A 25801-nucleotide genomic window follows, 5' to 3' on the forward strand; every position below is an offset into this window, starting at 1 on the left:
AGCAAGACCAGAGTGAAAATAAGTTAGGAGTTGGGATTCAATTAAATCTCAGCAAAACTTTTCATTATATCATAAAAATATTTTGCAAGAGATCTAATAAAGATAACTGTGCTTCTCTGAGTTCCTTGCCCCTCAAAAAATCATCTATTCTACTAGCCACAATCTCACAGTAATCAGCCCTAATTTCAAATCCAATAACTTGACGCTGCAAACCCAGAGACACAATTGCTGTAGTCCCGGAACCCATAAACGCATCTAAAACAATTTCGTTTAAATTAGATGAAGACTTGATGATGCGATCGACAACAGCAACAGGAAATTGAGCGGGGTGAGGCGTGCGTTCTTTTGAAGCTCGGTTTTTCCCCGACGTAACTTTTGGGAACTGCCAAACATCCGTTGGATTTTTGCCTTTTGAGTTGACTTTAATCTTGCCGTTCTTTTTCTGATTCGGATATTTCACATTTGGGTCGCGCACTTCATCCAAATTAAATGTATACTTGTCTTGATTTTTCACATACCAGAGAAACTTTTCATTGCGGGGTGAAAAGAACTTGCTGCCCGCAACTCCCGCGCCGTAATTCCAGACAACTTCTTGAATCAGATAAAAAGGCACTTTGTCCCAAAGCAGGTAGGAAATCGGAATTGCTTTTGCCCGATCGCGAATTGACAAATAGCCTAAATTCATCCAAAACGCTCCTCGATCGAGCGTTACCCGGTAAACCTCCGCTATCCACTGCTCGCACCAGTTTAAATACTCATCTAACACCAAGGATTTTTCGTACTCTTTGCCGATGTTATAAGGCGGGCTGGTAACGGTTAAATCTACAAATTGATCGGGTAGCAGTTTCAAAGCTTCCAAACAATCCATGTTATAAATTACGCAATTAGGAGCTTGGAAGTACGGTTTACCTAAAATATTCGCGATATCAGTCAAGATCATGAAATATTGGGGAGAAATTTTGTTGACAAGATGCAATAATTATAGTAAGTGAGTTGAGAATATTGTCAAACTCATCTGGACTGGGGAATCGCCCTGTCGGAAACAAAAGGTTACAATCACAAATAGATTCTATTTCCATAACATTACTGTTTATAGCTTGAACTTCTCTGTGCCCAATAACAACTCCTCAACTCAATCCTTTCAATTTGACTCAATTGACAGCGCCCTCGCAGACCTCAAAGCAGGTCGCCCCCTGGTAGTAGTCGATGACGAAAATCGCGAAAACGAAGGCGACGTGATTTGTGCAGCCCAATTCGCCACCCCCGACAACATCAATTTTATGGCCGTGAACGCGCGGGGCTTGATTTGTCTGGCATTGAGCGGCGAAAGGCTCGATCGCCTGGAACTGCCCCTGATGGTCAGCAAAAACACTGACAACAACCAAACTGCCTTCACTGTCAGCATCGATGCAGTCAACGGCGTCAGTACCGGTATCTCCGCCGAAGATCGGGCGCGCACCATCCAAGTCGCCATCCACCCGGACACCAAACCTCAAGACTTGCGCCGTCCCGGTCACATTTTTCCCCTGCGGGCGATCGACGGTGGCGTCCTCAAACGCGCCGGTCACACCGAAGCTTCGGTTGACCTCGCCAGACTCGCTGGACTGTATCCCAGCGGCGTCATCTGCGAAATTCAAAACCCCGACGGTTCGATGGCGAGGTTGCCCGAATTAATCGAGTACGCAAAACTCCACAACCTAAAAATAATCAGTATTGCCGACTTAATTAGCTACCGACTCAAGCACGATCGATTCGTCCGCCGCGAAACCGTCGCCAAATTGCCCACTCAATTCGGCGAGTTTATGATTTACGCCTACCGCGACACCCAAGACAACTCAGAACACGTTGCTATTGTCAAGGGCGACCCGGCAGAATTTAAAGACAAACCCGTGATGGTGCGGGTGCATTCCGAATGCCTGACCGGCGATGCTTTGGGTTCCCTGCGCTGCGACTGCCGGATGCAACTGCAAGCGGCACTGAAAATGATCGATAATGTCGGTTCTGGCATCATAGTTTACTTGCGCCAAGAAGGTCGGGGCATTGGATTGGTAAATAAACTAAAAGCTTACTCGCTGCAAGATTTGGGATTAGATACCGTAGAAGCCAACGAGCGGTTGGGATTTCCCGCCGACTTGCGGAACTACGGCGTCGGAGCGCAAATGCTCAACGATTTGGGAGTTCAAAAAATTCGGTTGATTACTAACAACCCGCGCAAAATTGCAGGTTTGAAAGGTTACGGAATTGAAGTAGCCGATCGCGTTCCCTTACTAATTGAAGCCACAGATTACAACTCGATCTATCTGGCAACAAAAGCCGAAAAACTCGGTCATATGCTGCTGCAAACTTATTTAGTAACAGTGGCGATTCAGTGGAACGAAACGAAGGAAGAAGCTAGAAGCCAGAAAGCAGAAGGAAAAGAGGAAGATGCTGCCATTCAAAATCGGTACCAACACCTCGAAAAACTGCGGCATTTGGCGGCTAGCCAGCACTTGCTGCTGCAAGAAGAAGCGCGGCCGGTGGGAATAGCCCTTTTCGGAGAAGGCTCTCTCATCGTTCACCTCGGCTTCGATCAAGCCGGACTCGCAGCCCCCGATTGGTACAAAGATCCAAACCATCCTTACGTCAGGGCGATCGGCAAAATTTTGGGCGAAATCAGCACTGAGCCGAATTTGCAAACATTAGAATTCATGGTTTCCTCCGGTGGAGATCCGCTCAAAACCCTGCAAGTCCAGCTCGATCGCGAGACATTCCTTTTGTCGGAATTAGTCGGAATTTGCGATCGGCTCGAACCTCAAAAAATCTACAGTTTTGCTCCTCTTGCCTGAAGGCCGAAGGTAGAAGCCAACCCCCCCCTACCCCAGCAGGGGGGAAGGCAGAAGCCAAGAAAAACTGTGAATTTCAGAACAATACTTGTTGATACGAGCATCTTCCTTTCGTCAGAAAGCAGCCACCAATAAAAACAGTGAATAACAATGTTGATTGCAGTCTAACAAGTCGATGTAGCGAACACTTGAGATAGAATCGTCGATGCACATTTATATTATTAAGCAATATTAATATTCATCAAATACTTCACTAGGACTTTTAGTTAATGTTAATTTTTTTAGACATTGATGGTGTACTTATTCCTGACAGAAGAAATGAAAAATCGAGTTTGCAAACAGATATAATGAAATTTAATTCAGTTTGCCTTAATCACTTTGAAAATGTTCTTCGTTCCTATCCTAATGCGCGAGTAGTAATTTCATCTTCCTGGCGTGAAATATTCCCCTTCGAGGTAATCCCGCCATTATTTTCACCAGATATCGCTATCCGTATTATCGGATTCACCCCTTTTCTAAACCCCAAAAATATTCACCAACACAAATATTTACGACACCAGGAAGTTCTTGAGTATCTTCGACAAAATCAAGCAGAAAACTCACCTTGGGTAGCCATTGACGATATTCCAGAACACTATCCGCCAGATGCGCCAGTTGTAGCTATTGATGATTACAATGGTTTTGACCAGAACTCAGCAAAGATACTTTCAGAATATCTAACTTGATTTCAAAGGTTAGGAAAAAAGTATCGGAATAGAGAGGGTGAATTTGACATGGAAATGAACGTTGGTGACTTTCTGCACCGACTCGATCTCAGGGGACAAGCACTTAAAGGCACCAACCTTGGCGGTGCGGAACTCCGGGGAGCAAACCTCAGAGGCACCGACCTCCGAGAAACCAACCTCAGCGACGCTATTCTCAAGTATGCAGACCTGATAGAAGCCGACCTCACCGGTGCCAATCTCAGCGGGGCGGATTTAGCTGAATCATTTCTCAATTTAGCCAACCTCACGGGAGCAGATTTGACTGGTGCGGTCCTCCGAGAAGCTACTCTCGTAGGAGCCGAACTCACCCGCGCCAACCTCAAACAAGCTAGTTTGATCAAGGCTAATTTAGTTGGAGCAAATCTCCACGAAGCCAACTTAACCAGAGCCAACCTCAGCGGAGCCGATTTGCGGGGTTCTCAGTTGAGCGGTGCCACTTTAGACAAGGCCGTATACAACAACCGGACTATCTTTCCCGAAGATATTGATCCTGGTGCAATGGGAGCATTTTTGCTAGCTCCCAATGCTTCGCTCCCCGGCTTAAATCTAGCTATGGTAGATTTGACCGAAGCCGATTTAAAAGGAGCCGATTTGCGGCGGACAAACTTATACAAAGCTATTTTATTTGGCGCAAAACTCGATCGGGCAAACTTAGCAGGAGCCAACCTCAGCGGCGCGGACTTGAGGGAAACCAGTTTGAGCGGTACGATTTTGGAGAAAGCTGTTTACAGCAACAAAACATTGTTTTCAGAAGGCATTGACCCCGCTCTGGGCGGCGCTTATTTAATTGCTCCCAATGTATCGCTGCAAGGGGTCAACTTAACGGGAGCAGACTTAAACGGGTCAGATTTAAGTGGAGCTAATTTGAGCGGTTCTAACTTAAGTTCGGTTAATCTCAAAAATGTAGACCTCAGCAGAGCCAGCTTAAAAAAAGCTTACCTCAAAGGTGCAAACTTGGAGGGAACTGATTTAAGAGGAGCCGATTTAAGCGGCGCAATTTTGCACCAAGTAAACTTGAGTTCTGCTGACCTCCGGGGTGTAGACTTAACAAGAGCCGACCTCAGCGGAGCTAATTTAAGCGATGCCGATTTGAGGGAGACAGATTTCACCGGAGCTACTTTGCTGTTCGCTAACTTGAGCGGGGCAGACTTAAGAGGTGTAGACTTGACAAAAGCTGACCTCAGCGGCGCGAAGTTAAACGAAGCTGACCTCCGAAAAGCAGATTTGATGAGAGTAAATTTGGAGGGAGCAGATTTAACTGAGGCAGACTTGAGCGATTCTCATTTATTCCGAGTTAATCTTAGAGGTGCTAACCTCAAAGGTGCTAACCTCAAAGGCGCCAGTTTAAAAGGCGTATTGTTGACCGACGCTTATTTGAGCGAAACTGATTTGACCGATATACATCTGAGTCCGAGTTTTTTTGAATCGCCATTAGAATCGGAATGGTAATTAGTTGACTGTTAACAATCGAAAATCTAAAATAAAAAATCGCCCATCGAAAATTGCTCGATTATTAACAATCTAAAATCTAAAATCTAAAATCTAAAATGGATCGACCGTTAGGCTCTGTTATTCAAGGCTCCCTGAGCAAGGGATTAGAAGTGCGACTGCACGCCGACGTTTCGGTGGAAGATATGAGGGTGGGGAAATTTCTAGTAGTGCGGGGGGTGCGATCGCACTTTTTCTGTATGCTCACCGACGTGTCTCTCGGAACTTCCAGCGCCCGCATTTTATCGAACCCTCCCAATCCCGACGACGATTTTCTGCTCGCAGTGCTAGCCGGTAGCAGCACCTACGGTACGATCGAACTGTCGCCGATGTTGATGTTGACTGCCGAACGAGAAAAACAGCAGGCAATTTTTGACCCGACGAAAAACGGCGGAGTTCGCGAGAACAAGTTGGCTTTAGGAAATTTGGCTTCTTTTGAGTCACAAACGGGCGCGGATATTGAGCTGCTGCCTGTCAAAACTATTCCCAGCCACTTTTCGCAGGTGTTTGATGCCAAAGAAACCGATTTTCGGGCCGTTTTTGGCTGGGAAGATGACCCGTACCGCCGCAATTTTGCGATCGGCAAACCGATTGACATGGACGTTGCTGTGTGCTTGGATTTAGACCGATTTGTGGAACGCAGCAACGGCGTTTTTGGCAAGTCGGGAACGGGAAAATCTTTCCTGACGCGCTTGCTTCTATCGGGAATTATTCGCAAGCAAGCTGCGGTTAATCTAATTTTTGATATGCACTCGGAGTACGGGTGGGAAGCTGTTTCGGAAGGGAAACAGTTCAGCACTGTTAAAGGTTTGCGGCAGTTGTTTCCCGATAAAATTCAGATTTATACCCTCGATCCAGAATCGACCAAACGCCGGGGAGTCCGCGACGCTCAAGAGTTGTTTTTAAGTTTCGATCAAATTGAAGTCGAAGACATCGCGCTAGTGCAGCGCGAGTTAAATTTGTCGGAAGCTAGTATCGAAAATGCGATTATTTTGCGAAATGAGTTGGGAAGTGGTTGGATCAACAAGTTGTTGGAAATGACCAACGAAGATATCCAAATGTTTTGCGAAGAAAAGCGGGGAAATAAGTCTTCGATTATGGCTTTGCAGCGCAAGTTAGAGCGATTAAACGATTTGAAATACATTCGCAAACGCTGTCCGAAAAATTATGTAACTGAAGTTTTACAGTGTTTAGATGGTGGAAAAAATGTAGTAATTGAGTTCGGTTCGCACTCGGATTTGCTGTCCTATATGTTGGCGGCAAATGTGATTACTCGCCGCATTCACCAAGCTTACGTGCGGAAAGCGGAGAAGTTTTTGCAGAGCAAAAATCCGTGCGATCGCCCGCAGCCGTTGGTGATTACAATTGAAGAAGCTCACCGCTTTCTCGATCCGGCGATCGTGCGATCGACTATTTTCGGGACGATCGCCCGAGAAATGCGAAAATACTTCGTAACCCTGCTAATTGTAGACCAGCGCCCCTCAGGCATCGATGCCGAAGTCATGTCGCAAGTAGGCACCCGCATTACAGCTTTGCTAAACGACGATAAAGACATCGATGCTATTTTTACCGGCGTTTCAGGAGGGCAGAGTTTGCGTTCAGTTTTGGCAAAACTCGACTCCAAACAGCAAGCATTAGTTTTGGGGCACGCCGTACCGATGCCCGTAGTCGTGCAGACTCGTCCTTACGACGAGCAATTCTACAGGGAAATCGGGGATATTGACTGGCAAGAAATGCCCGATGAACAAGTATTTGCCGAGGCAGAAGCTGCTAAAATGGATTTGGGATTTTAGATTGACAAGGGCTAGATTAATTACATAACTTAGGCAAATGTTACTGTAAATTAATGCTTGCAAAAAATTGGCGATCGCTGGTAATGACGGAAATACCTGATTTTTGCCTTGGTTATAAAGGAAAAAGTGCATCCAACGTCAAAACAATTAGCCCCCAGCTTTGGGCCAGAAGCTTTTCCCCTTTCACCCCCTCACCCCTCATCCCTACCTTCAAAAAATTTGCCTAAGCTTAAATATGGTTGAGCATCGCGGCACAATTCAACTTAAACAGCCCAACAGCCAGCCTTGATAAACCTTTACTTACTCGCAGCCGAGTTGCAATAGCATATTCTCAGAAAAATGTCAATATATATTTTAAAGCGTAAGTCGTAGCTAATACGGCGATCGAGTTCGGTTATCTCGCATCGCACCATCTAGGCACCCAGAAAATTTCAAGCGATGATGGAATAGAGAGCAAAACAAAGCCCTCGAATTGCATGAGTCTGTTTGCATGAGTATTGTGAAGTTGAGTTGCAGTTAAAACTAGCAGGGAATTGAAAACCTTAAGGAAAAATGTAGAATCTTGACCTTAAGACAGAGGTTTTTACCCTTTACGATCCTCAAAATTTGGAATAATATTGAGCAAAGTAAACTTAAAATCACTTCGCATTGAACTAGCCGTTAAAGCTAGCGATCTACCGAAAATCGACGGGGATTACTGGAAAATCAAGCATAAAAGTAATCCCAAACAAAAAGCTTCTACCGATCGTCACCGATAAACAGGAGGGGAAACATCCCCCCTGTGGCAGTCTTTATCCCACTTGCAAAAGTGGGACAGGGTATCACCAACTTTTTATCTGTTGTTACAAGGAGTGCAATACTCACCCATGTCCACCACAACCCCCAAAAACAAAACAGTGAAAGCCGATCGCATGGGCAGCCGGCCATACTCCTCAACGGATACGGTTCGTACCTATCTGCACGAGATCGGTCGCGTACCCCTGTTAACCCGAGAAGAAGAAATTGTTTTCGGGAAGCAGGTGCAGCAAATGATGAAATTAATCGAAGCAAAACAAGAACTTGCCAAAGAATGGCAGCGGGAACCCAGTCAGCTTGAGTGGGCTGCCGAAATGGAGTTGACCGAAGCTGAACTGAACCGGATATTGCAGTTAGGGCGACGCGCCAAGCAAAAGATGATTGAAGCCAATTTGCGGCTAGTAGTGGCGATCGCCAAAAAATACCAGAAACGCAATATGGAATTCTTGGATTTAATTCAAGAAGGTACCCTAGGTTTAGAACGAGGAGTCGAAAAATTTGACCCGATGCGGGGATACAAATTTTCTACCTATGCCTATTGGTGGATTCGGCAAGCAATTACTCGTGCGATCGCCCAACACGCCCGCACAATTCGATTGCCAATTCACATCACCGAAAAACTCAACAAAATCAAAAAAGTGCAGCGGGAACTCACGCAGCAGTTGGGCCGGTCTCCCACACCTGCAGAAATTGCCGCCGCCTTGGAACTGCACCCTTCCCAAATTCGGGAATACCTGCTGATGGCAAGACATCCAGTTTCTTTGGACTTGCGGGTAGGAGACAACCAAGATACCGAACTGCAAGAACTCTTAGAAGACGAAACTGCATCTCCAGACAACTACATTACGTCGGAATTGCTGCGGCAAGACCTCGATACTTTGATATCAGAACTGACCCCCCAGCAGCGAGATGTGATAATTCTGCGCTTCGGCTTGGAAGACGGCACCGAAATGTCGCTGGCGAAAGTCGGAGAACGGCTCAATCTCAGCCGGGAACGGGTGCGGCAGCTAGAACATCAAGCCCTCGCCCACTTGCGGCGTCGCCAATCTCAAGTCCGAGAATACTTGGCTAGTTAGTCACTAAAAAAGTTGAGATTTTTCCCCACAATCTCAACTTTTTTTATGTGTTGGCGCGGCTGGGAAAAATACTTTTATACTCACAACTTGCACAATTCTCGCTTAAAAAGCCCGACGGCCTGTTTGACAAAGAGTAAATTTTCTAGTGGGGTGCGCCCCAGAACCCGGCGGTGCAAGCCTGATTAACAATGGTGCAAAATCTGAGTTTATACCTGTTTAAAAAAAGAATGCAACTGTAGACCTGCGATCCAAGCCCTTAAAGAATAGGTCATTCCCAATTGTTCAATTCTTTAATCTAAAATTTAAAATCTAGAATGGGATTATTTGAGGGGTCGATCGCACTTTTGGGGCGGACGCAAAATTTGTCAAAACAAATCTTAGATTTAAATTCAGGAACCGGGCGGGCGATCGTTGCTTCAAGTTAATAGCCAGCATTAAGCCAAATACCCGGTTTCTCTACGAGCTTTTTGAAACTGGTACAAGAGGCGCTTGGAACCAGCTATTTAAAATTTTGGGGTCTGGAGTGGTTTTGACTTATTTGATATTGACAGGAAGTTTAGAAGCGATCGCGATCGTGCTTGCTATCTCGCCCGCTAATTTTAGCATCGCATTCCCCGCACGCCCGGTTGGGAACTCGGACATCAAATCCGCCGTTTTAAGCTCGCCATCTCCCCCAAATCCTGCGCCAGATACAGCTAGCACAGGTTTAGCAGAGGGAATTTACCTCTACGGTCAGTCGAGGAACCCAGATGAAATTAAAACAGAATATTTTGTATTTGAAATGCGGCAGAGTAAGGTAATCGGCGCTTTTTACCTGCCTCGGTCTGCTTTTTACTGTTTTTACGGCACAAGCGATCGAACTCAGTTAAATTTAACAGTAGTGGACAGTTATGACGGCAGTCGCTCTCCCTACTCGGTAAACCTGCAACAATATTACCCAATTTCTACCATTAGCGAGAACGATCGGCGCATCTTGGGTATTTGCCAGGAAGCTCACAAACAGCAGGTTTGGGAAAATTAGCAGACAGGCGCAGCCCCAGCAGTCAATCGATTTTAGATTTTAGATTTTAGATTTTAGAATTGAAGAAAGCAACCCCACTAATACATCGGGAACCCCGAACCAAATTGCTTTCGGTCAGGGTTCAGGAAACAACAGTAAAATTAATCCTGAGTTGAGAATTTCGGACGGACACCACACACACGGCAAGATGAAACTGCGTCGGAAAACACTATCGATAGTTGGCATTACCATCGCTGGACTGACTGGCATTTTGTATGTCGCCTCATCAAGCATCCTCTTGGGCAGCCTGGTCAAAGCAGAAGAACAAGAAGCCACACAGGTTGTCAAGGGAGTGCTCAGCGTGTTCGGGCAAACCGCAGACGAATTCAACTCCCGCTTTGCCGACTGGTCGTCCTGGGACGACACCTACGCTTTCATCCAAAACCCCAACTCAGAATTCATTGCCTCCAATTTAATTCCAGAAGGGCTGGCTAATGTGAGAGTTGATATAGCCATATTTGTCAATACTTCTGGCAAAATAGTTTACGGTACGGGTTTGGACAGCCAAAAGCTGAAATTAACGCCTGTTCCAGAGGCATTAAAACGGCGCATTTCTCTCAGCGACCCGCTGTTGCAGCACCCCAACGCCAAAAGCAGCCTCGCTGGTATCATGCTGCTACCGTCAGGGCCGATACTGATTACTTCCCGACCAATTCTCACGACTAAAAGCACCGGCCCGATCCGAGGTACGGTGATATTCGGGCGCAATTTGGATGCCGCGGGCATTGCGAAGCTTTCTAAAATTACTCGGTTGCCGCTGATCGTACACAGCGTAAACGAGCGTCGGTTGCCGGCAGACTTTCTGAAAGCGCGGGATAGACTGTCGGAAAAAAAACCGATTTGGGTGCGTCCTGTAAGCGAAGAGTCGATCGCGGGTTACGCTCTGATCCGGGATATTTACAATCAACCGGCGCTGCTATTGCGGGTGGATATCCCCAGAGAAATATACCGGCAAGGTCAAATTAGTTTGCTGTACCTGCTGGTGTCTGTAGTGTTAGCGGGAGTTGGGTTTGTCGGCTGCACTCTGCTGCTGCTAGAGCGTCTGGTACTGTCTCGGTTGAGCGGTTTGGCCAAAGCAGTGAACCGCGTCAGCAGCAGCCAAGACCTCTCGGTGCGACTGCCTGTGACGGGCGAAGACGAGTTGTCCGACCTTGCCCATACTATCAACGGAATGCTCAGTGCGATCGCGATCGCCGAAAGCGAACAACTTGAGGAAAAAGCCCGTTACCGAGCCGTAGTCGAGCAAGCTACAGATTGCATTTTCCTGTGGGACGCTCAAACCAAACGCCTTTTGGAAGCCAATACAGCTTTTAGAAACTTGCTGGATTACAGTCTTGATGCGATTTCGCAACTGACTGTTTACGATATCACCGCTTACTCTAAAGACCTAATTGACATCAATATCGAGTTGCTGCTAACGGACAAACAATTCAGAATTGGCGAAGTTCTCTACCGCCGCCGAGATGGTTCCTGCGTGGATGTAGAAGTGAGCGGGAGCGTGATTTCCTACGGCGGCCGCGAGATTATTTGTACTGTTGTCCGCGACATTACCGAGCGCAAGCAAGCCGAAGCAGAACTGCGAGCCTCGGAAGAACGCTACAGACTTTTATTTAAAAATAACCCCCATCCGATGTGGGTTTACGATTTAGAAACTATGAAATTTATAGCCGTCAATCACGCTGCTATCCAACACTACGGCTACACTCGCGACGAATTTCTCAACATGACCGTTGCGGACATTCGTCCCCCCCAAGAGCTGCCGAGATTGCTAAAAAATATATCTCAAGTAGATGCCGGTATTGATTTTGCAGGTGTGTGCCAGCACCAGAAAAAAGACGGAACAATTATTGATGTAGAAATTACTTCTTATGCCCTGCTATTTGATAGCAGAAATGCTGAATTAGTGCTGGCTCACGACGTGACCGACCGCTTGCAAGCGGGGGCAGAACTCTACAAGGCAAAGGAAGCCGCAGAAGCCGCTAGTTTGGCTAAAAGTCAGTTTTTGGCTAACATGAGCCACGAACTGCGAACTCCTCTGAATGCGATTATCGGTTACAGCGAGATTTTACAAGAAGAGGCTTTAGATTTAGGCGAAAAAGATTTTATTTCTGATTTGGAAAGAATTCACAATGCAGGTCAGCTTTTACTAACCTTAATTAATGATATTCTCGACTTGTCCAAGATTGAAGCCGGTCACGCGGAACTTGAATTAGAAACTTTTGACGTGTCGGAGGCCGTTCAAGATGTAGTGACAACTGTTGAACCGCTATTTTTGCGAAACACCAATCGCCTGAATGTTGAGTGTCCTACTAATATTGGGGAATTGCATTCAGATCAAATTAAGTTGACTCAAATTTTGTTTAATTTACTGAGCAACGCAGCTAAGTTTACTCAGAAAGGGACAATTACACTCAGCGTTGAAAGAATTAAAAATGACTCCAATAGTAGGCATTCTGAACGGTTAATTTTTAAGTGTACTGATACGGGGATTGGGATGACTCTTGACCAGCTAGAAAAGTTATTTCAACCTTTTACGCAAGCTGATGCTTCGACTACCCGCAAGTACGGAGGTACGGGTTTGGGTTTGGCAATAGCGCAGAAATACTCTCAGATGCTGGGGGGAGAAATTACGGTGAATAGCGAGTTTGGCAAGGGGTCAACTTTTACTTTAACCTTGCCAGCGTAGGATATATTTAAGATTTTAGATGTGAGATTGGTGAAAAATTCCTGACTGCAAAAAACATTAATACTCAATACCTGGTTGAGCTTTAATACCTTGTTCTCGGAATGGATGCTTAACTAATGTCATTTCTGTCACCAAATCGGCTCGTTCAATCAGTGCATCCGGCGCGCCTCGGCCTGTTAAAATAATGTGGGTTTGTTCTGGTTTTTTTTCTAACCCGGACATCACTTGCTCTACTTGCAAATAACCTAGTTTTAATGCTATGTTGACTTCATCTAGAAGAATCAATTTAAAATCGGGATTGCAAATAAAAGTTAGGGCTTTGTCCCAGGCTTTTTGAGCTGTTTCGATATCTCGCTCGCGGTCTTGCGTGTCCCAGGTAAAACCTTCTCCCATTGCATGAAATTCTAGCTGTTTTTCCCACAGTTGAAAAACGGCTTTCTCTGCGGGTTCCCACGCGCCTTTGATAAATTGTACTATGGCGACGCGGTAGCCGTGACCGAGCGATCGCACAACCATTCCCAAAGCTGCCGTGGTTTTGCCTTTGCCGTTACCCGTATTGACTATAATTAAACCTTTTTCTTTTGAGGAGTTAGCGATTCGCTGTGATTGCACTTCTTGGCGGCGCTGCATTTTCTGTTTGTGTTGTTCCGCTGTTAAGCCAGTGGTTGCAGTGGTTTCTGTATTGGTTTCCATGAGATTTTTTTAACCGCAGATGAACGCAAATAAACGCTGATAGATGAAAGATGTCTAGTTATTGCCACAGTGTTTTCAAGTTTAGCACGAAACCGGGTAAAATATCTTCTCCTGAAAGTTCCGTTGGACATTCCAAAACTTCTTTTTCTTGTCCTTGGCGATAGATTTCAACTCGGCGGGTTTTGCGGTTAATTAACCAGCCTAGTTTTACTTGGTTATTCATGTATTCTTCCATTTTGTCTTGAGTGTCTTTTAGGCTGTCTGTCGGCGACATTAACTCTAAGACAAAATCTGGGGCAATAGGAGGAAATTTTTGTTTTTGTTCGGGACTTAGTGCCTCCCATCTTGATTTTTCAATCCAAGAGACATCGGGAGAACGATTCGCACCGCTGGGCAGTTGGAAGCAAGTTGAAGAATCGAAACAAACTCCTAGTTTACTTTGTCTGTTCCAAATCACAAAATCCGCATTAATTTCTGAATTGTAATTTCCGGTTTCTCCTCCTGTGGGTGACATAACGATTATTTCTCCTTGGGCGTTGCGTTCAAATTTGACATCGGGGTTTTCGCGGCACAGTTGATAAAATTGGTCGTCTGTTATTTGGGCGATTGAGTTGAAGTTGATGGTAACTGCTAGCATGGTATTTTATCAGGATGAGTGGGAATTTTTCAGCCACATAATGTAATTTGAATGCCGAGCAATGCAGATGCTATAAATATTATTCCGGTCGGCTAATTTTGGTTTTTTATTATGCCATTTTGAGATCATTATATCACCTACCGATCGCTAGCTATCAATAGTTTGATAAAAAGCTTTCTGGAGGAGACCTTGACAGACATACCAATAATAAAATGCAATGTTAATTTCGCTAAACAATTTAGGTACTCCCTCTAGTAAGCTGGAAAAAAGCTTGTTTTTTAAATGCAGGGAATCCACGCCGATCGCAAAAAACAACAAGCCCAAACCAGCTAACAGTATTGGGTAGGGAGTCAACTTTAGTTCTCGCCGAAAAAACCATCCGTAGGAGGACAAAACAACTGCGTATAAAAGACTTACTCCTAGCTTAGGAATTCCTAATGCTATCATATATATATGAATTCTGTAAATTTCATTCAGGAGAAATCCACCTGTTAATAAAGCCGAGAACAGAATAAATCGATTTTCTGAATGGCGCGGTAGAATAGTTTTAGCTAATCCATAGGTGAAAGTACAAACAATGACTGGTACAGAACATAAAATCTGGAATGTCCGAGTTAACAAGGCGACATTGGGTCTGGGTGAAAAATAAGGGGGCAAGAATAAATCGCTGACTTTTAAGCCGGAAATTTGAGTTAAAATTATCAGCAGCATCACCAGGAATAAGGATAAACAATTTAGTCTAACAACCAAACGAGAAATAGTCATAAGGAATTAATACCCAAAATTAGGTTTACTACCGAAATACAAAAAAATTATATCACCAAGATCTCGGGATATTTTGCTAAACTTAACCAGGAGTGTTATCAAAACAAGGAGACAGTCATGCTGTCAGTGAAAGAAGCAGAATCGATCGTTCTAAATTTGGCGCAACCCCTCGACAGTCAGCGGGATGTAGAAACTGTAGACTTGCTGGCAGCATCGGGGCGCATTTTGGCTGCAGCCGTCACTGGTTCCCTTGATTTTCCTTATTGGGACAATTCGGCAATGGATGGGTATGCGGTGCGGTTTGCGGATGTGGAAAATTGTAGCGCCGAAAAACCAGCGGTACTCGAAGTAGTTGAAGAGATTCCAGCCGGATATCAGCCTCAAAATACCGTCCTATCGGGGCAAGCGGCGCGAATTTTTACGGGTGGGGTGATGCCTGCCGGTGCTGATACGGTGGTAATGCAGGAAGAAACAAGGCGTGAGGGCGATCGTATTTTTATCTTAGTTTCTCCTGAAAAACCGCAAGCATTTGTCAGGCACAAAGGCGCTTTTTATCAAGCAGGAACAACTTTGCTAACTCCCGGTACAGTTATCAATGCCCCTGAAATAGCGGTGTTAGCAACTGCCCAGTGCATTCAAGTTCCAGTTTATCGGCGGCTGCGGGTGGCAATTTTTTCGACGGGTGACGAATTGGTATCGCCTGACCAACCTTTGGCACCGGGGAAACTGGTAGACTCGAATCAGTATGCTTTGACAGTTTTGTTGGCACAAATGGGATTTGAACCGATTCGATTGGGAATTGTTCCTGATCATGAAGATGCCTTAAACAAGGCGATATCCCGGGCTGTTGCGACGGCGGATGTGGTACTTTCTACGGGCGGAGTCTCAGTAGGAGACTACGATTATGTCGAGAAAATTTTGGCGGATTTGGGAGGAAAAGTTCACATTAGTTCTGTGGCGATTAAGCCGGGTAAACCTTTAACTGTTGCTGGGTTTAAACGAGGTGAAAAAAAGCAGGATTCGCCGAGTTTGAGTTCGGATTGTCTCTATTTTGGTTTGCCGGGAAATCCGGTTTCGGCTTTAGTCTGCTGTTGGCGGTTTGTTGTGCCTGCTTTGAGAAAAATTTCTGGGCTGGGCGCGGATGCTTGGGGACCGGAGTTTGTCAAAGCTAGGTGTAATGCTGAATTGCGATCGCCTGGCCGGCGCGAAACTTATGTTTGGGGTAAACTACATTTAGTTGCGGGAGTGTGGGAATTTGAACCTGCTAGCGGCAGCCAAAATTCAGCGAATTTAATTAACCTCGCCAATACAAGTGGTTTAGCAGTTTTGCCACCAGCGGAAACTGGGATTTTACCAGGCGAATTCCTGGAAGTTTTAAAAGTTAGTCATTAGTCATTAGTTATTTGTTATTGGTTCGGTATAAATTCATGTAAAATATTAACAACTAAGTAATCTTCCTTCTTCCTGACATCCTTTACATCCGTTACACAATCCGTTACACAATCCGTTGCCGAACTTCCTTCTTATTATGAGAATTTTAATTGTTGAAGACGATCCGATGATGCAACTGGGACTAGAGCAAGTTTTAGCCGATTCCCCAGAAATAGAAATAGTAGGACAAGCAGAAGACGGGTATTTAGGCGTAGCAGCCGCACTGAAACTCAAACCTGATATTATTGTGATGGATATCGGTTTGCCGCGGCTGGACGGCATAGCAGCGACGCAGCAAATTAAAGCACAACTGCCAGAAGTTCGAGTAGTAATGTTAACTTCTCACACAGCAGAAACTGAAATTATTGCTGCCCTTTCTAGCGGTGCTGATGCTTATTGTATTAAAGGTGCTTCTGTAGACAGGCTGTTAGCAGCGATTGCAGCCGCAGCAGAGGGCGCTACATATCTTGACCCTCAAATTGCGCGGACTGTCATCGAACACCTCAAACCCCCGATACCTGCCTCTACAACTACTTTTGGTCAGTTGTCGCAGCGGGAATTGGAGGTGTTAAGATTAATGGTGGAAGGTAACAGCAATCCCGAAATTGCAGCGGCGCTTTACTTGAGTCCAAATACTATTAAAACTCATGTTCGCGGTATTATGAATAAGTTGGCAGTGGATGACCGCGTGCAAGCAGCAGTTGTAGCGCTGAGAACTGGATTGGTGTAAAGAAGGAAGTTCGGCAACGGATTGTTTAACGGATTTAACGGATGTAGCGGATGGATGTTGATGGAAGAGGGAAGTTCGGCAACGGATTGTTTAACGGATTTAACGGAAATCGGGAATAGGTTCGAGGGAATAATTCCTAGTTACCAATTCCTAATTACCAATTACCAATTAGCAATTTCCAATTTCCAATTTCCTATTACCAATTATTCAATTACTAGCAATTAGAGTGATATAATCTATGTCTGAGTGGATAGAAATCGGTAAAATTGTAGCAGCTCAAGGTTTGGACGGGGAAGTGCGAGTCTATCCCGATTCTGATTTCCCGGAAAGGTTTATCGAACCGGGGAAGCGGTGGATTTTGCGCCCTAACAAAAGTGAACCGGAACCGATCGAGTTTTTGGGAGGTCGCTACATCCCGGGCAAAGGGCTGTATGCTGTAGAGGTAGAGGGTGTAGAAGACCGCGATGGTGCTGAGGCATTGCGGGGCTGCAAGTTGTTTGTTGAAAAGACCGATCGACCTTACCTCGAATCTGATGAGTTTTATGTGCAAGATTTGATCGGTATGGAAGTTTTTAACCAGTTAACCGGGGAAATTTTAGGCAAGGTAAGTGATATTATTCCCGCAGGTAACGACCTTTTAGAGGTAGAAACCAATCTAACGGCGTCAGAAACTGTCGTCGCAGAATTAGAACAGCCAAAACAGCCTGAAACTCCCAAAGCAAACGCTGACCCTAGAAATACCCGCAAACCCCGGAAAATTCGCGTTAAAGAGCCTAAATCAACAAAAATATTGATTCCTTTTGTGGAAGAGATTGTGCCAGTTGTTGACTTAGAACAAGGCAGAATTGAAATTGTGCCTCCTCCTGGTTTATTGGAATAATATCATGTCCGGTCGAGCGACCGGACATGATATTAGTTATTAACCATTCCCAATCCCTAATTCCCAATTCCCAATATTAATTATTATCTCTATTTGTGTACCGCACTATCAAGTAACTGATGGAAAGCGCGAAAATTGCAGTCGCCAAACCAATTAAGTCGGTTGCTGTTTTCTTTTCCAGATCGAGAATAATTATTTTTCGAGATACTGCTATCAAAGAAGTTACAATGACTAGCTCTACTTGAATTACGTGCTTTTTGAGATAAGCTGTAATATTTTCCAATATTTCCAGAGCAATTAAAATATTTAAAAATAATCCAAATATAGCAAACAACGAATCTCTTAACAAAGTCTGGGGGTCGTTTAGCAATTCTTGTGCTAAAAAAACCAGCAAATCGCAAACGCTGACGATAATTACCAAAATCATCGCCAGTGATAAAATTTTCGATATTATTACTTCTACACTTTCTGTAAAATGCAAAAATTGTAGATCGTTGCCTAACTTAGAAATTTGCCTAAATATTTTTTTCAGCATACCAGTGATTTAGTCATCATTCACTGATAATTCTGTCATTGTTCTGTACAGTTTGCAAGCGCCCAACTCTGCGAGTGCTTGGTTTCACTGCGCCACCAGGCTGTGGGGAAGGTGGCTGCGGAGGCTATGCCTGCCGATTATATTTTAGAGTTTTTCATGTCGGTCAGGAATCGATCGCACGCGAGCGAACTCCTAATTAATAAAATTTTGCCATTAAAAATCCTCAAACTATTGCCTAGCAATATTTTGAGGAATTTAATAAACGGTGCGATCGCAGAATCAACTATTCTCAACAGACAATAATTGTTGACTCCAGGCTCGCTCCGACCGAAAACACAAGAGAGCTAAAAATTTAGCTCGGGTGGTTTAGTAGCGACCGCGAGAATTGCCACGATCGTTGTTGCCCCAGTTACCGCTGTTAGAAGAACCACGTTCTTCGCGGGGTTTTGCCTTGTTGACCTTGAGGTCGCGACCCATCCACTCAGCACCGTCAAGAGCCTCAATGGCTGCGGCTTCTTCTGCTTCAGTAGACATTTCTACAAAAGCGAAGCCCCGCATCCGACCTGTTTCCCGGTCAGCAGGCAACTGAACGCGCTTTACTGTTCCGTACTCTCCAAAAGTTTGGTTGAGGTGTTCCTGCGTTACTTCGTAGGATAAATTGCCGACATAGATTGACATTGAACATTCTCCAGAATTAGAGGGTGTAGAGATTTAAATCCGGAGGAACGCCGATCGAACGAACTGTACTGCCGAAAATAAAGCCTTGTAAAAATATCGTAGCACATACAGGTGCAAACTGCAATTGTCTGACTCGATTAATTACAAAGAAGGCAGAAGTCATTCCTCAGAAGGAAAAACCCCGAATTAAAGAAGGAAAAACTCAGAATAATTTAATGTTCCTTGTTCCCAGTTTCTGCAGGGGAAACCTAGCTTTTAGGGTGCGTAATGGCTCAAAATTGCTCGCTCGACAGAGTTTTTGAGTCCAGTAGAGCACCCTGCGATCGTGCCTCAGCAACTGCTCAGAAACCAAGTTTTTTGACAAAAAACTTGGATTTTACGTGAGTCTTTACCAAGAAACCAAGGTCATGACCTTGGTGGCACTATGTGAGTTTTAACATCCCATAGTTGGACGGCAGCTCAAGAAGTGACGGCGAGGGTAGATTTTGCCCAATTAAATTCCCCAACTTCTGCGGCAACTTCTGCGACAACTTCCCCCGCACTGTCTGCCCCAACCAGCACCAACTGTACCGCACAAGCTTTTAACTCAGGCTGTTTGGAATCTGGACAGCTTGCAGAATGAGTCAGGGCATTGGCTTCAGCACTTTCGGCCCACAGATAACCCCAGTGCATCGGTACAAATAGAGTACCGGGCGCGATCGCCTTTGTGACTTTTGCCGGAAACTGCGCCTTGCCGCGGCGCGATCGAACTTCCAGCAAATCCCCCTCCTTAATCTGCAATCTCGCAGCATCGCGGGGGTGAATTTCCAAAAACGGATCGGGGTGCAATTGATTAATTTTCTCTGTTCTACCCGTGCGCGTCATCGTGTGCCAGTGTCCGTAAACTCTCCCTGTCGTCAACACAAACGGATAATTCGGATCGGGAGGTTCTGCCAGTCCCCGCGAGTGATAGGCCGAAAATCTCGCCCGCGCGTCAGGAGTGTGAAAACGCCTGTCAGTGTACAGCCGTTTCGCTTCTTGGGCTGGATGCACAGGCTCGTTTTCCCGGCAAGGCCACTGCTGGGGGCCTTGTTGGCGGATGTATTCGTGGCTCAGACCGGTCATGTCGCAAGGCTGGCCCCGCGTCAACTGCGCGTACTCTGTAAAAACCTCCGCACTGTTCTCGAAAGCAAAGTGTTCAGCAAAACCCAACCGCCGTCCCACCTCAGCGAAAATGCTCCAGTCGTCGCGGGCTTCCCCGGAGGGAGTGTCGAAACCGGGACAAAAGGTAACGCGGCGTTCGGAATTCGTCATTACTCCGGTTTTTTCGCTCCACTGCGTTGCCGGCAGCAGGATGTGAGCGTAGGCCGAGGTTTCAGTGGGATAGTAAGCTTCTTGATAAATAGTAAAGGGCGATCGCAGCAAAGCAGCTTTAGTGCGTTCCAAATCCGGCATACTCACCACCGGATTAGTAGCAGCAATCCACAGCAACTCGACATCGCCATTTTCCAAGCCCACAATCATGTCCCAAGCTGTGCGGCCTGGATTCGGGGAAATGCTTCCCGGTGCGATTCCCCAAAACTCCTCGACTTGGGTTCTGTGTTCAGCATTTTTCACAAAACGGTAGCCTGGGAGCAAATGAGACAGTCCTCCGGCTTCCCGCCCTCCCATCGCGTTTGGCTGCCCGGTGAGGGAAAACGGGCCGCATCCCGGTTTGCCGATTTGACCGGTCATCAAGTGCAAATTAATCAGCGATCGCACCTTTGCCGTGCCTTCCGACGACTGATTCATCCCCATCGACCACAGCGACAAAACCCGCTGCGACTGTTCCCAATAGTTTGCCGCCGTTTCTAAGTCGCTGACAGTAATGCCGCAGCGCGAGGCTACAAACTCCGGCGTGTAGCTGCTAATAACCTCAGCAAAAGCTGAAAAATTCGCCGTGCATTCTTGAATAAACTCTGAATCTATTGCTTGCCTGCCTAACAGCAAATAGGCAATTCCGTTAAGCAAATCTATATCCGTACCCGGTTTAATTGCTAAGTGCAAATCCGCCGCTTCAGCAGTCGGAGTTCGCCTTGGATCTACCACAATCATCTTGACATTTGGATGCTTTTTGTGGTATTTTGCTAATCGATTGAATACGATCGGATGGCATTCCGCTGTATTGCTGCCGATAATAAAAGCGCAATCTGTTAATTCTAAATCGTCGTAACAGCAAGGCGGCCCGTCCGAGCCAAAGCTTTGAACGTATCCAGAGACTGCTGAAGACATACACAAGCGAGAATTAGCATCAAAATTATTAGTACCCAGACAACCTTTCATTAGTTTCTGGGCAATATAATAATCTTCTGTTGCGAATTGACCCGAACCGTAAACGCACAAAGCATCGGGGCCGCTGGTGCTGCGAATTGTTTGGATGCGGTTAACAATTGCATCGAGAGCTTCGTCCCAGCTAGCGCGGCGGAAGGGTCGATCGAGAGCATCTCGCATCATCGGATAAAGTAGCCGATCGCTCCGAATGGACTCTGCTACGGTTGCTCCCTTAATACAAACCATGCCCTGACTTGATGGGTGATTGCGATCGCCCCGGACTTTCCAATTTTGTTTTGTGTCAGGAACAACTTCTAGACCGCAACCTACACCGCAGTATGGGCAAAGAGTTTTTATAGTTTCCATCTGGTGATTTTAGATGCTAATTTTTGAAAGCTAATGGGTAATTGGTAATTCGTCATTATAGTCGGAACTGAGGGCTCCTGCAAATAATGTATCAATAATTACTCAATTACCGCAAAAATGCTTTACAACAACGGACAATACCCTGATTTAAAATTAACCGCTCTCTTACTAAAACTCGCGATCCATATGGGTTGTAGTCAGCTTATCGCTGCTCCTCATTTCCTCTCAAATAGAGGTACTCCTGACCTAAATTTTGTCACCCCAAGGATGGGGGGCTAGGAGGAATCTTTGCAGGAATCAAACAGCGGGCAGATACTACTTTTGACTTGGTTGTTGATACCAATCAGAGATTTAGTGCGGCAGCATTATGTCGGCTTACTTCCCTGTTTTAACTTCTAATACGCCGCCGCTGTTGGGGCTAAAAGTTACTTGGAATTCAGCAGTTTTTTCAGCGCCTGCGGCGGCACCGGCAGGAGTTTGCAAAACCGGCAGAGGAGTTTCTGTGAGGAAATCTTTAGCTGCTTTATTTGTGGGATCGAACTGTAGGATATCGCCGTTTTGTTTCACTTTGACCCGATAAGTCAAACTTTCGGTAAATGTCGGAATTGTTCTCCACTTTTGGTCGATTTGTGCATACAACTTCTGTCCGATCGCATCGAGTTCGGCTTGGTCAGAAATCTCTGATGTGGCACTGGTTGCTGCATTGGGCGAGGCAGCCGTCGCGGCAGCAGCGATGGGTGCAGGACTTGTAGCATCGATGGGTGCAGGGCTAGCATTCGGTGCGATGGGTGCAGGACTTGTAGCATCGATGGGTGCAGGGCTAGCATTCGGTGCGATGGGTGCAGGGCTAGCATTCGGTGCGATGGGTGCAGGGCTAGCATTCGGTGCGATGGGTGCAGGACTGGCAGCAGCGATGGGTGCAGGGCTAGCATTCGGCGCGATCGAACTTGCTGCGATTTGCGGGCTGGCGGGAGAACTCACAACCGCCGCCGCAGTCGTCGCCTGCGGTGCAGTTTCTTCTAGTTTCGCTTGCTTTAGCTGGCTGGAAATAGCAGACATATTGACGGCAGCTAAAGTAACCATTGCTGCGAACCACGAGGCAGCCAGGATGCCGCGTTTGATCGGCGAGGCTTCTGGGGCAACGGCTGCGTGAGACACAAAAGGTGCAGGTGCGATCGGCCTGTTAGCAGTCTCCGCAAGCGCAGGCTTTTTGCTAGCAGGTAAGGGCATCGGTAGCGCGACGGCTTCTGTCTCCGAGTCCGTTGCTTCACCTTCTTCGTGGTGGGCATAGCGAGAAAACAAGAACTCCAAAGCAAAGTTGCGAAGTTCGTAGTATTTCGGGTCTTCCATAATCCGCGCCCGGTTGCGGGGACGGCTGAACGGAACGTGCATATCTTCGCCGATGGAAGCTGCTGGCCCGTTGGTCATCATCACGATGCGATCGGCCAAAAATAAAGCCTCATCAATATCGTGAGTAATCATAATGACGGTAATTTTTTCCTTCCGCCAAATTTTCAGCAATTCTTCCTGCAACTCTTCTCGGGTAATCGGGTCTAGAGCTCCGAAAGGTTCGTCCAAAATCAACAGTTTGGGGCGAGTTGCCAGAGCTCGGGCGATCGCAACTCTTTGTTTCATCCCCCCGGACAATTGGCCCGGTCTTTTGTTACAAGCTTCGGTCAGCCCCACTAATTCCAAGTGTTCCTTGACGATCGTATTGTGTTCGTCTGCGGACTTTTCCGGGTAAACATTTTCAACGCCGAGGTGAATATTTTCAGTAGCAGTCAGCCACGGTAGCAGTGAGTAGTTTTGAAATACCACCATGCGATCGGGGCCTGGTTCAGTAATCTGCGAACCTTCCAGGGCTACTTCTCCGTTTGTCGGCCCGTTGAATCCCGCAATCATATTCAGCAAAGTTGATTTGCCGCAGCCAGAGTGACCGATCAAACAAATAAATTCGCCTTCATTAATAGTCAGGTTTACACCGTCGAGAACGACGTAAGGGCCTTTAGGAGTTTCGTAGACTTTCGATACGTCTTTAATAGTAAGAAAGTCTTGCTTGGGCGTTTGAATTTGGGTTTTTTGGGGGGTTTTTAGAGTTTGCATATTTTCAGGATTGGGATTTTGGATCGGGGAATTAGACATGACAACTTTCGATTGAGAATTTGAAATTATGGAGTTAGGAAGCGGAAAATGTGGAGTCTTGTTTCCTGATTTCTTGCTCCTCATTCCCTCTTCCTATTTGCTGATTATGCTGGCAGTTTGATGGAACATTGACTGCCTATTTGTTCAATTAAAATTTCTTCAATGCGGAGGCCGCGTTTGATTTTGACATTCTGAAGATAGTCGATCGGGTCGTCGAGATTAAACACAGTGCCGTCAAATAGCTCGATCGTCCGGCGATCTCTGGCGATATCCGGCAAACCCAATTCGCGCACGGCTTGACCAAAAACATCGGGCCGCAAAACTCGATCGACCACTTCCACCCAGTTTTTCGGGAACGGAATCAGTCCCCAGCGAGCCATCTGCGCCATCACCCACACCATTTCTAGGCGGTCTGGACAATTGGTTTTGTCAACGTAGAACTGGTTGAAGTTGTAAAGCATTTCTGGTTCTGCCTCCGTACCGGAGTTGTACGGGTCGAGGAACCCCGGACGGATGTCTTTTGGATCGGCGCCGATGTATTGTCCTTGGCTAATCAATTCAAGGACTTCTTCGCGGTTGCGGCGGTCGTCGCAGTAGTCGCAGGCTTCCAAAAGCGCTTTGACGAGAGCGAGGTGGGTTTGAGGATATTTTTGAGCCCAATCTTCGGTAACACCGAGAACTTTTTCGATGTGTCCGGGCAGAATATCGAGGGAACGCGCCATGACAAAACCCGTACCGCTGTTGACTGCGTGGGAGTTCCAGGGGTCGCCCGAACAGTAGCCGTCAATGTTGCCTGCTTTTAAATTCGATACCATCTGCGGGGGCGGAATCACGGTCAAGCCCACGTCGAGGTCGGGGTCGATGCCGCCGGCGGCCAGCCAGTAGCGGAACAGCAGGTTGTGCATGGAGGCGGAGTGTACCGTGCCCAAGGTGTGAACTTTATCGGGACTCTTGGCGATCGCAGCTTTGAAATCCTCTAATGTCCGAATGCCTTGTCTGTAGAGGTCTTTGCTGAAAACAATCGAATTGCCGTTGCGAGACAGCGTGAGGGCGCTGCAGACGGGTACAGGGGCTTCGCCGTCCAGGCCCAACAGCATGGCGATCGGCATTCCTGCAACCATTTGCGCGGCGTCCAGCCGTCCTTCGGCGACTCCTTTGGCGATCGCTTTCCAGCTAGGTTCGCGGCTGAGAGTAACTTCTTCCAAGCCGTGGGCTTGAAAAAATCCTTTTTCTTTGGCTACCACTAAGGGGGCGCAGTCGGTGAGGGGAATAAAGCCGATGTCGAGGTTGATTTTTTCCAGGCCGTTGCGGGCGATCGCAGGCGGTTGTTGTTTTGCCCGGCGCTGTTTGACCCGCTTTTGCTGGTTGAGGAAGTAAACCATTTCGTTACGCAGCGCGTAGTAACTCGGATGGTTGACAACTTCCATGCGCTTGCGGGGGCGGGGAATCTTCACTTCGAGAATTTGTCCGATTTGCGCTTCCGGGCCGTTGGTGAGCATCACAATGCGATCGCTCAGTAATAAAGCCTCATCCACGTCGTGAGTTACCATCACGCTGGTGACTTTGCTTTCCTCGCAAATTTTCATCAACTGGTCTTGCAAACCGCCGCGAGTTAAAGCATCAAGAGCTCCGAAGGGTTCGTCTAGCAGCAGCAATTTCGGGCGAATTGCCAGGGCGCGGGCGATCGCAACTCTTTGTTTCATCCCCCCAGAAATTTCGCCTGGTCGTTTGTCGGCCGCGTGTCCGAGTCCGACCAATTTAATGTGGTGTTCGATCACCAACTCGCGATCTTCTTGAGAGTTACCGCTGTAAATTTCATTTACTGCTAGGGCAATATTTTCGCGCACCGTCAGCCAAGGTAGCAGCGAGTAATTTTGAAACACCACCATTCTGTCCGGGCCTGGATCGCGGACTTCGCGCCCTTCTAAAGTAATCCCCCCCTGACTTGCGTTGTCGAGGCCGGCGATGATATTTAGCAGCGTAGATTTGCCACAGCCCGAGTGCCCAATTAAGGTGATGAATTCTCCTTTTTTAATTTTCAGTTCGATATTTTTAAGAGCTATGTATTGCTCTCCATTGGGCAAGTTAAATACGCGATCAACGTGGTCTACTTCAACAAATACTGACATGGTAATTTTAGGTTAGTTTGTAATTTGTATGATGCTGATTAT

General features: G+C 46.5%; 20 protein-coding genes. 11 read left to right on the forward strand and 9 right to left on the reverse strand.

Annotation, left to right across the window (positions count from 1 at the left end; all coding sequences use genetic code 11):
* Window positions 1–64 precede the first annotated feature (64 nt).
* Entirely contained in the window at window positions 65–940 is an 876-nt protein-coding gene (locus tag QUB30_RS19085; RefSeq protein ID WP_333336435.1) for a site-specific DNA-methyltransferase, read from the reverse strand.
* 169 nt (window positions 941–1109) lie between these two features.
* On the opposite strand from QUB30_RS19085, the gene ribBA reads away from it, so the two are divergent.
* From ribBA to QUB30_RS19120, 7 genes are all read left to right on the forward strand, one after another.
* Entirely contained in the window at window positions 1110–2825 is a 1716-nt protein-coding gene (gene ribBA, locus QUB30_RS19090) for a bifunctional 3,4-dihydroxy-2-butanone-4-phosphate synthase/GTP cyclohydrolase II (RefSeq protein ID WP_333336437.1), read from the forward strand.
* Window positions 2826–3091: 266 nt separating this feature from the next.
* Window positions 3092–3547 (forward strand): HAD domain-containing protein, encoded by a 456-nt coding sequence (locus tag QUB30_RS19095; protein ID WP_333336438.1) that lies wholly within the window; start codon window positions 3092–3094, stop codon window positions 3545–3547.
* 48 nt (window positions 3548–3595) lie between these two features.
* Window positions 3596–5035: a pentapeptide repeat-containing protein gene (locus QUB30_RS19100; protein ID WP_333336440.1), complete on the forward strand. Its 1440-nt coding sequence runs from the start codon at window positions 3596–3598 to the stop codon at window positions 5033–5035.
* Window positions 5036–5133: 98 nt separating this feature from the next.
* The gene (locus QUB30_RS19105) at window positions 5134–6867 is read left to right on the forward strand and encodes an ATP-binding protein (protein WP_333079501.1); all 1734 of its coding nucleotides are present in this window, start codon (window positions 5134–5136) and stop codon (window positions 6865–6867) included.
* A gap of 866 nt (window positions 6868–7733) precedes the next feature.
* Window positions 7734–8738: an RNA polymerase sigma factor, RpoD/SigA family gene (locus QUB30_RS19110; protein ID WP_333336443.1), complete on the forward strand. Its 1005-nt coding sequence runs from the start codon at window positions 7734–7736 to the stop codon at window positions 8736–8738.
* A 523-nt stretch (window positions 8739–9261) separates the two neighbouring features.
* Entirely contained in the window at window positions 9262–9759 is a 498-nt protein-coding gene (locus QUB30_RS19115; protein WP_333336445.1) for a hypothetical protein, read from the forward strand.
* Window positions 9760–9946: 187 nt separating this feature from the next.
* Complete coding sequence (locus QUB30_RS19120) at window positions 9947–12484, forward strand: CHASE4 domain-containing protein (RefSeq protein WP_333336447.1); 2538 nt, start codon at window positions 9947–9949, stop codon at window positions 12482–12484.
* A 57-nt stretch (window positions 12485–12541) separates the two neighbouring features.
* On the opposite strand, the gene cobO is transcribed toward QUB30_RS19120, so the two are convergent.
* From cobO to QUB30_RS19135, 3 genes are all read right to left on the reverse strand, one after another.
* A complete protein-coding gene (gene cobO, locus QUB30_RS19125) occupies window positions 12542–13177 on the reverse strand; it encodes a cob(I)yrinic acid a,c-diamide adenosyltransferase (protein WP_333336449.1) in 636 nt (211 codons plus the stop codon).
* Between the two features lie 58 nt (window positions 13178–13235).
* A complete protein-coding gene (locus QUB30_RS19130) occupies window positions 13236–13814 on the reverse strand; it encodes a Uma2 family endonuclease (RefSeq protein WP_333336450.1) in 579 nt (192 codons plus the stop codon).
* A gap of 147 nt (window positions 13815–13961) precedes the next feature.
* The gene (locus QUB30_RS19135; RefSeq protein ID WP_333336452.1) at window positions 13962–14579 is read right to left on the reverse strand and encodes a hypothetical protein; all 618 of its coding nucleotides are present in this window, start codon (window positions 14577–14579) and stop codon (window positions 13962–13964) included.
* 117 nt (window positions 14580–14696) lie between these two features.
* Between QUB30_RS19135 and QUB30_RS19140 the strand changes: the two genes are divergently transcribed.
* From QUB30_RS19140 to rimM, 3 genes are all read left to right on the forward strand, one after another.
* Window positions 14697–15971 carry a molybdopterin-binding protein gene (locus QUB30_RS19140; RefSeq protein WP_333336454.1) on the forward strand — a complete coding sequence of 425 codons (1275 nt, stop codon included), beginning with the start codon at window positions 14697–14699 and terminating at the stop codon, window positions 15969–15971.
* A gap of 136 nt (window positions 15972–16107) precedes the next feature.
* The gene (locus QUB30_RS19145) at window positions 16108–16740 is read left to right on the forward strand and encodes a response regulator transcription factor (protein WP_332995821.1); all 633 of its coding nucleotides are present in this window, start codon (window positions 16108–16110) and stop codon (window positions 16738–16740) included.
* 238 nt (window positions 16741–16978) lie between these two features.
* The gene (rimM, locus tag QUB30_RS19150) at window positions 16979–17620 is read left to right on the forward strand and encodes a ribosome maturation factor RimM (protein WP_333336456.1); all 642 of its coding nucleotides are present in this window, start codon (window positions 16979–16981) and stop codon (window positions 17618–17620) included.
* Window positions 17621–17696: 76 nt separating this feature from the next.
* On the opposite strand, the gene QUB30_RS19155 is transcribed toward rimM, so the two are convergent.
* Window positions 17697–18155, reverse strand: a complete 459-nt coding sequence (locus QUB30_RS19155) for a phosphate-starvation-inducible PsiE family protein (RefSeq protein ID WP_333336458.1) — start codon at window positions 18153–18155, stop codon at window positions 17697–17699.
* A 126-nt stretch (window positions 18156–18281) separates the two neighbouring features.
* Between QUB30_RS19155 and QUB30_RS19160 the strand changes: the two genes are divergently transcribed.
* Entirely contained in the window at window positions 18282–18458 is a 177-nt protein-coding gene (locus QUB30_RS19160; protein WP_333336459.1) for a hypothetical protein, read from the forward strand.
* A 63-nt stretch (window positions 18459–18521) separates the two neighbouring features.
* On the opposite strand, the gene QUB30_RS19165 is transcribed toward QUB30_RS19160, so the two are convergent.
* The 4 genes from QUB30_RS19165 to QUB30_RS19180 all read right to left on the reverse strand — a co-directional run bounded on the left by QUB30_RS19165 (window position 18522) and on the right by QUB30_RS19180 (window position 25759).
* A complete protein-coding gene (locus QUB30_RS19165) occupies window positions 18522–18833 on the reverse strand; it encodes an RNA-binding protein (protein ID WP_333336461.1) in 312 nt (103 codons plus the stop codon).
* 459 nt (window positions 18834–19292) lie between these two features.
* The gene (locus QUB30_RS19170; RefSeq protein WP_333336463.1) at window positions 19293–21488 is read right to left on the reverse strand and encodes a nitrate reductase; all 2196 of its coding nucleotides are present in this window, start codon (window positions 21486–21488) and stop codon (window positions 19293–19295) included.
* A gap of 375 nt (window positions 21489–21863) precedes the next feature.
* Window positions 21864–23630 (reverse strand): nitrate ABC transporter ATP-binding protein, encoded by a 1767-nt coding sequence (locus tag QUB30_RS19175; protein ID WP_333336465.1) that lies wholly within the window; start codon window positions 23628–23630, stop codon window positions 21864–21866.
* 104 nt (window positions 23631–23734) lie between these two features.
* A complete protein-coding gene (locus QUB30_RS19180; RefSeq protein WP_333336466.1) occupies window positions 23735–25759 on the reverse strand; it encodes a nitrate ABC transporter ATP-binding protein in 2025 nt (674 codons plus the stop codon).
* Window positions 25760–25801 lie beyond the last annotated feature (42 nt).

The sequence above is a fragment of the Microcoleus sp. BROC3 genome (assembly GCF_036702515.1).
Classification (GTDB): domain Bacteria; phylum Cyanobacteriota; class Cyanobacteriia; order Cyanobacteriales; family Microcoleaceae; genus Microcoleus.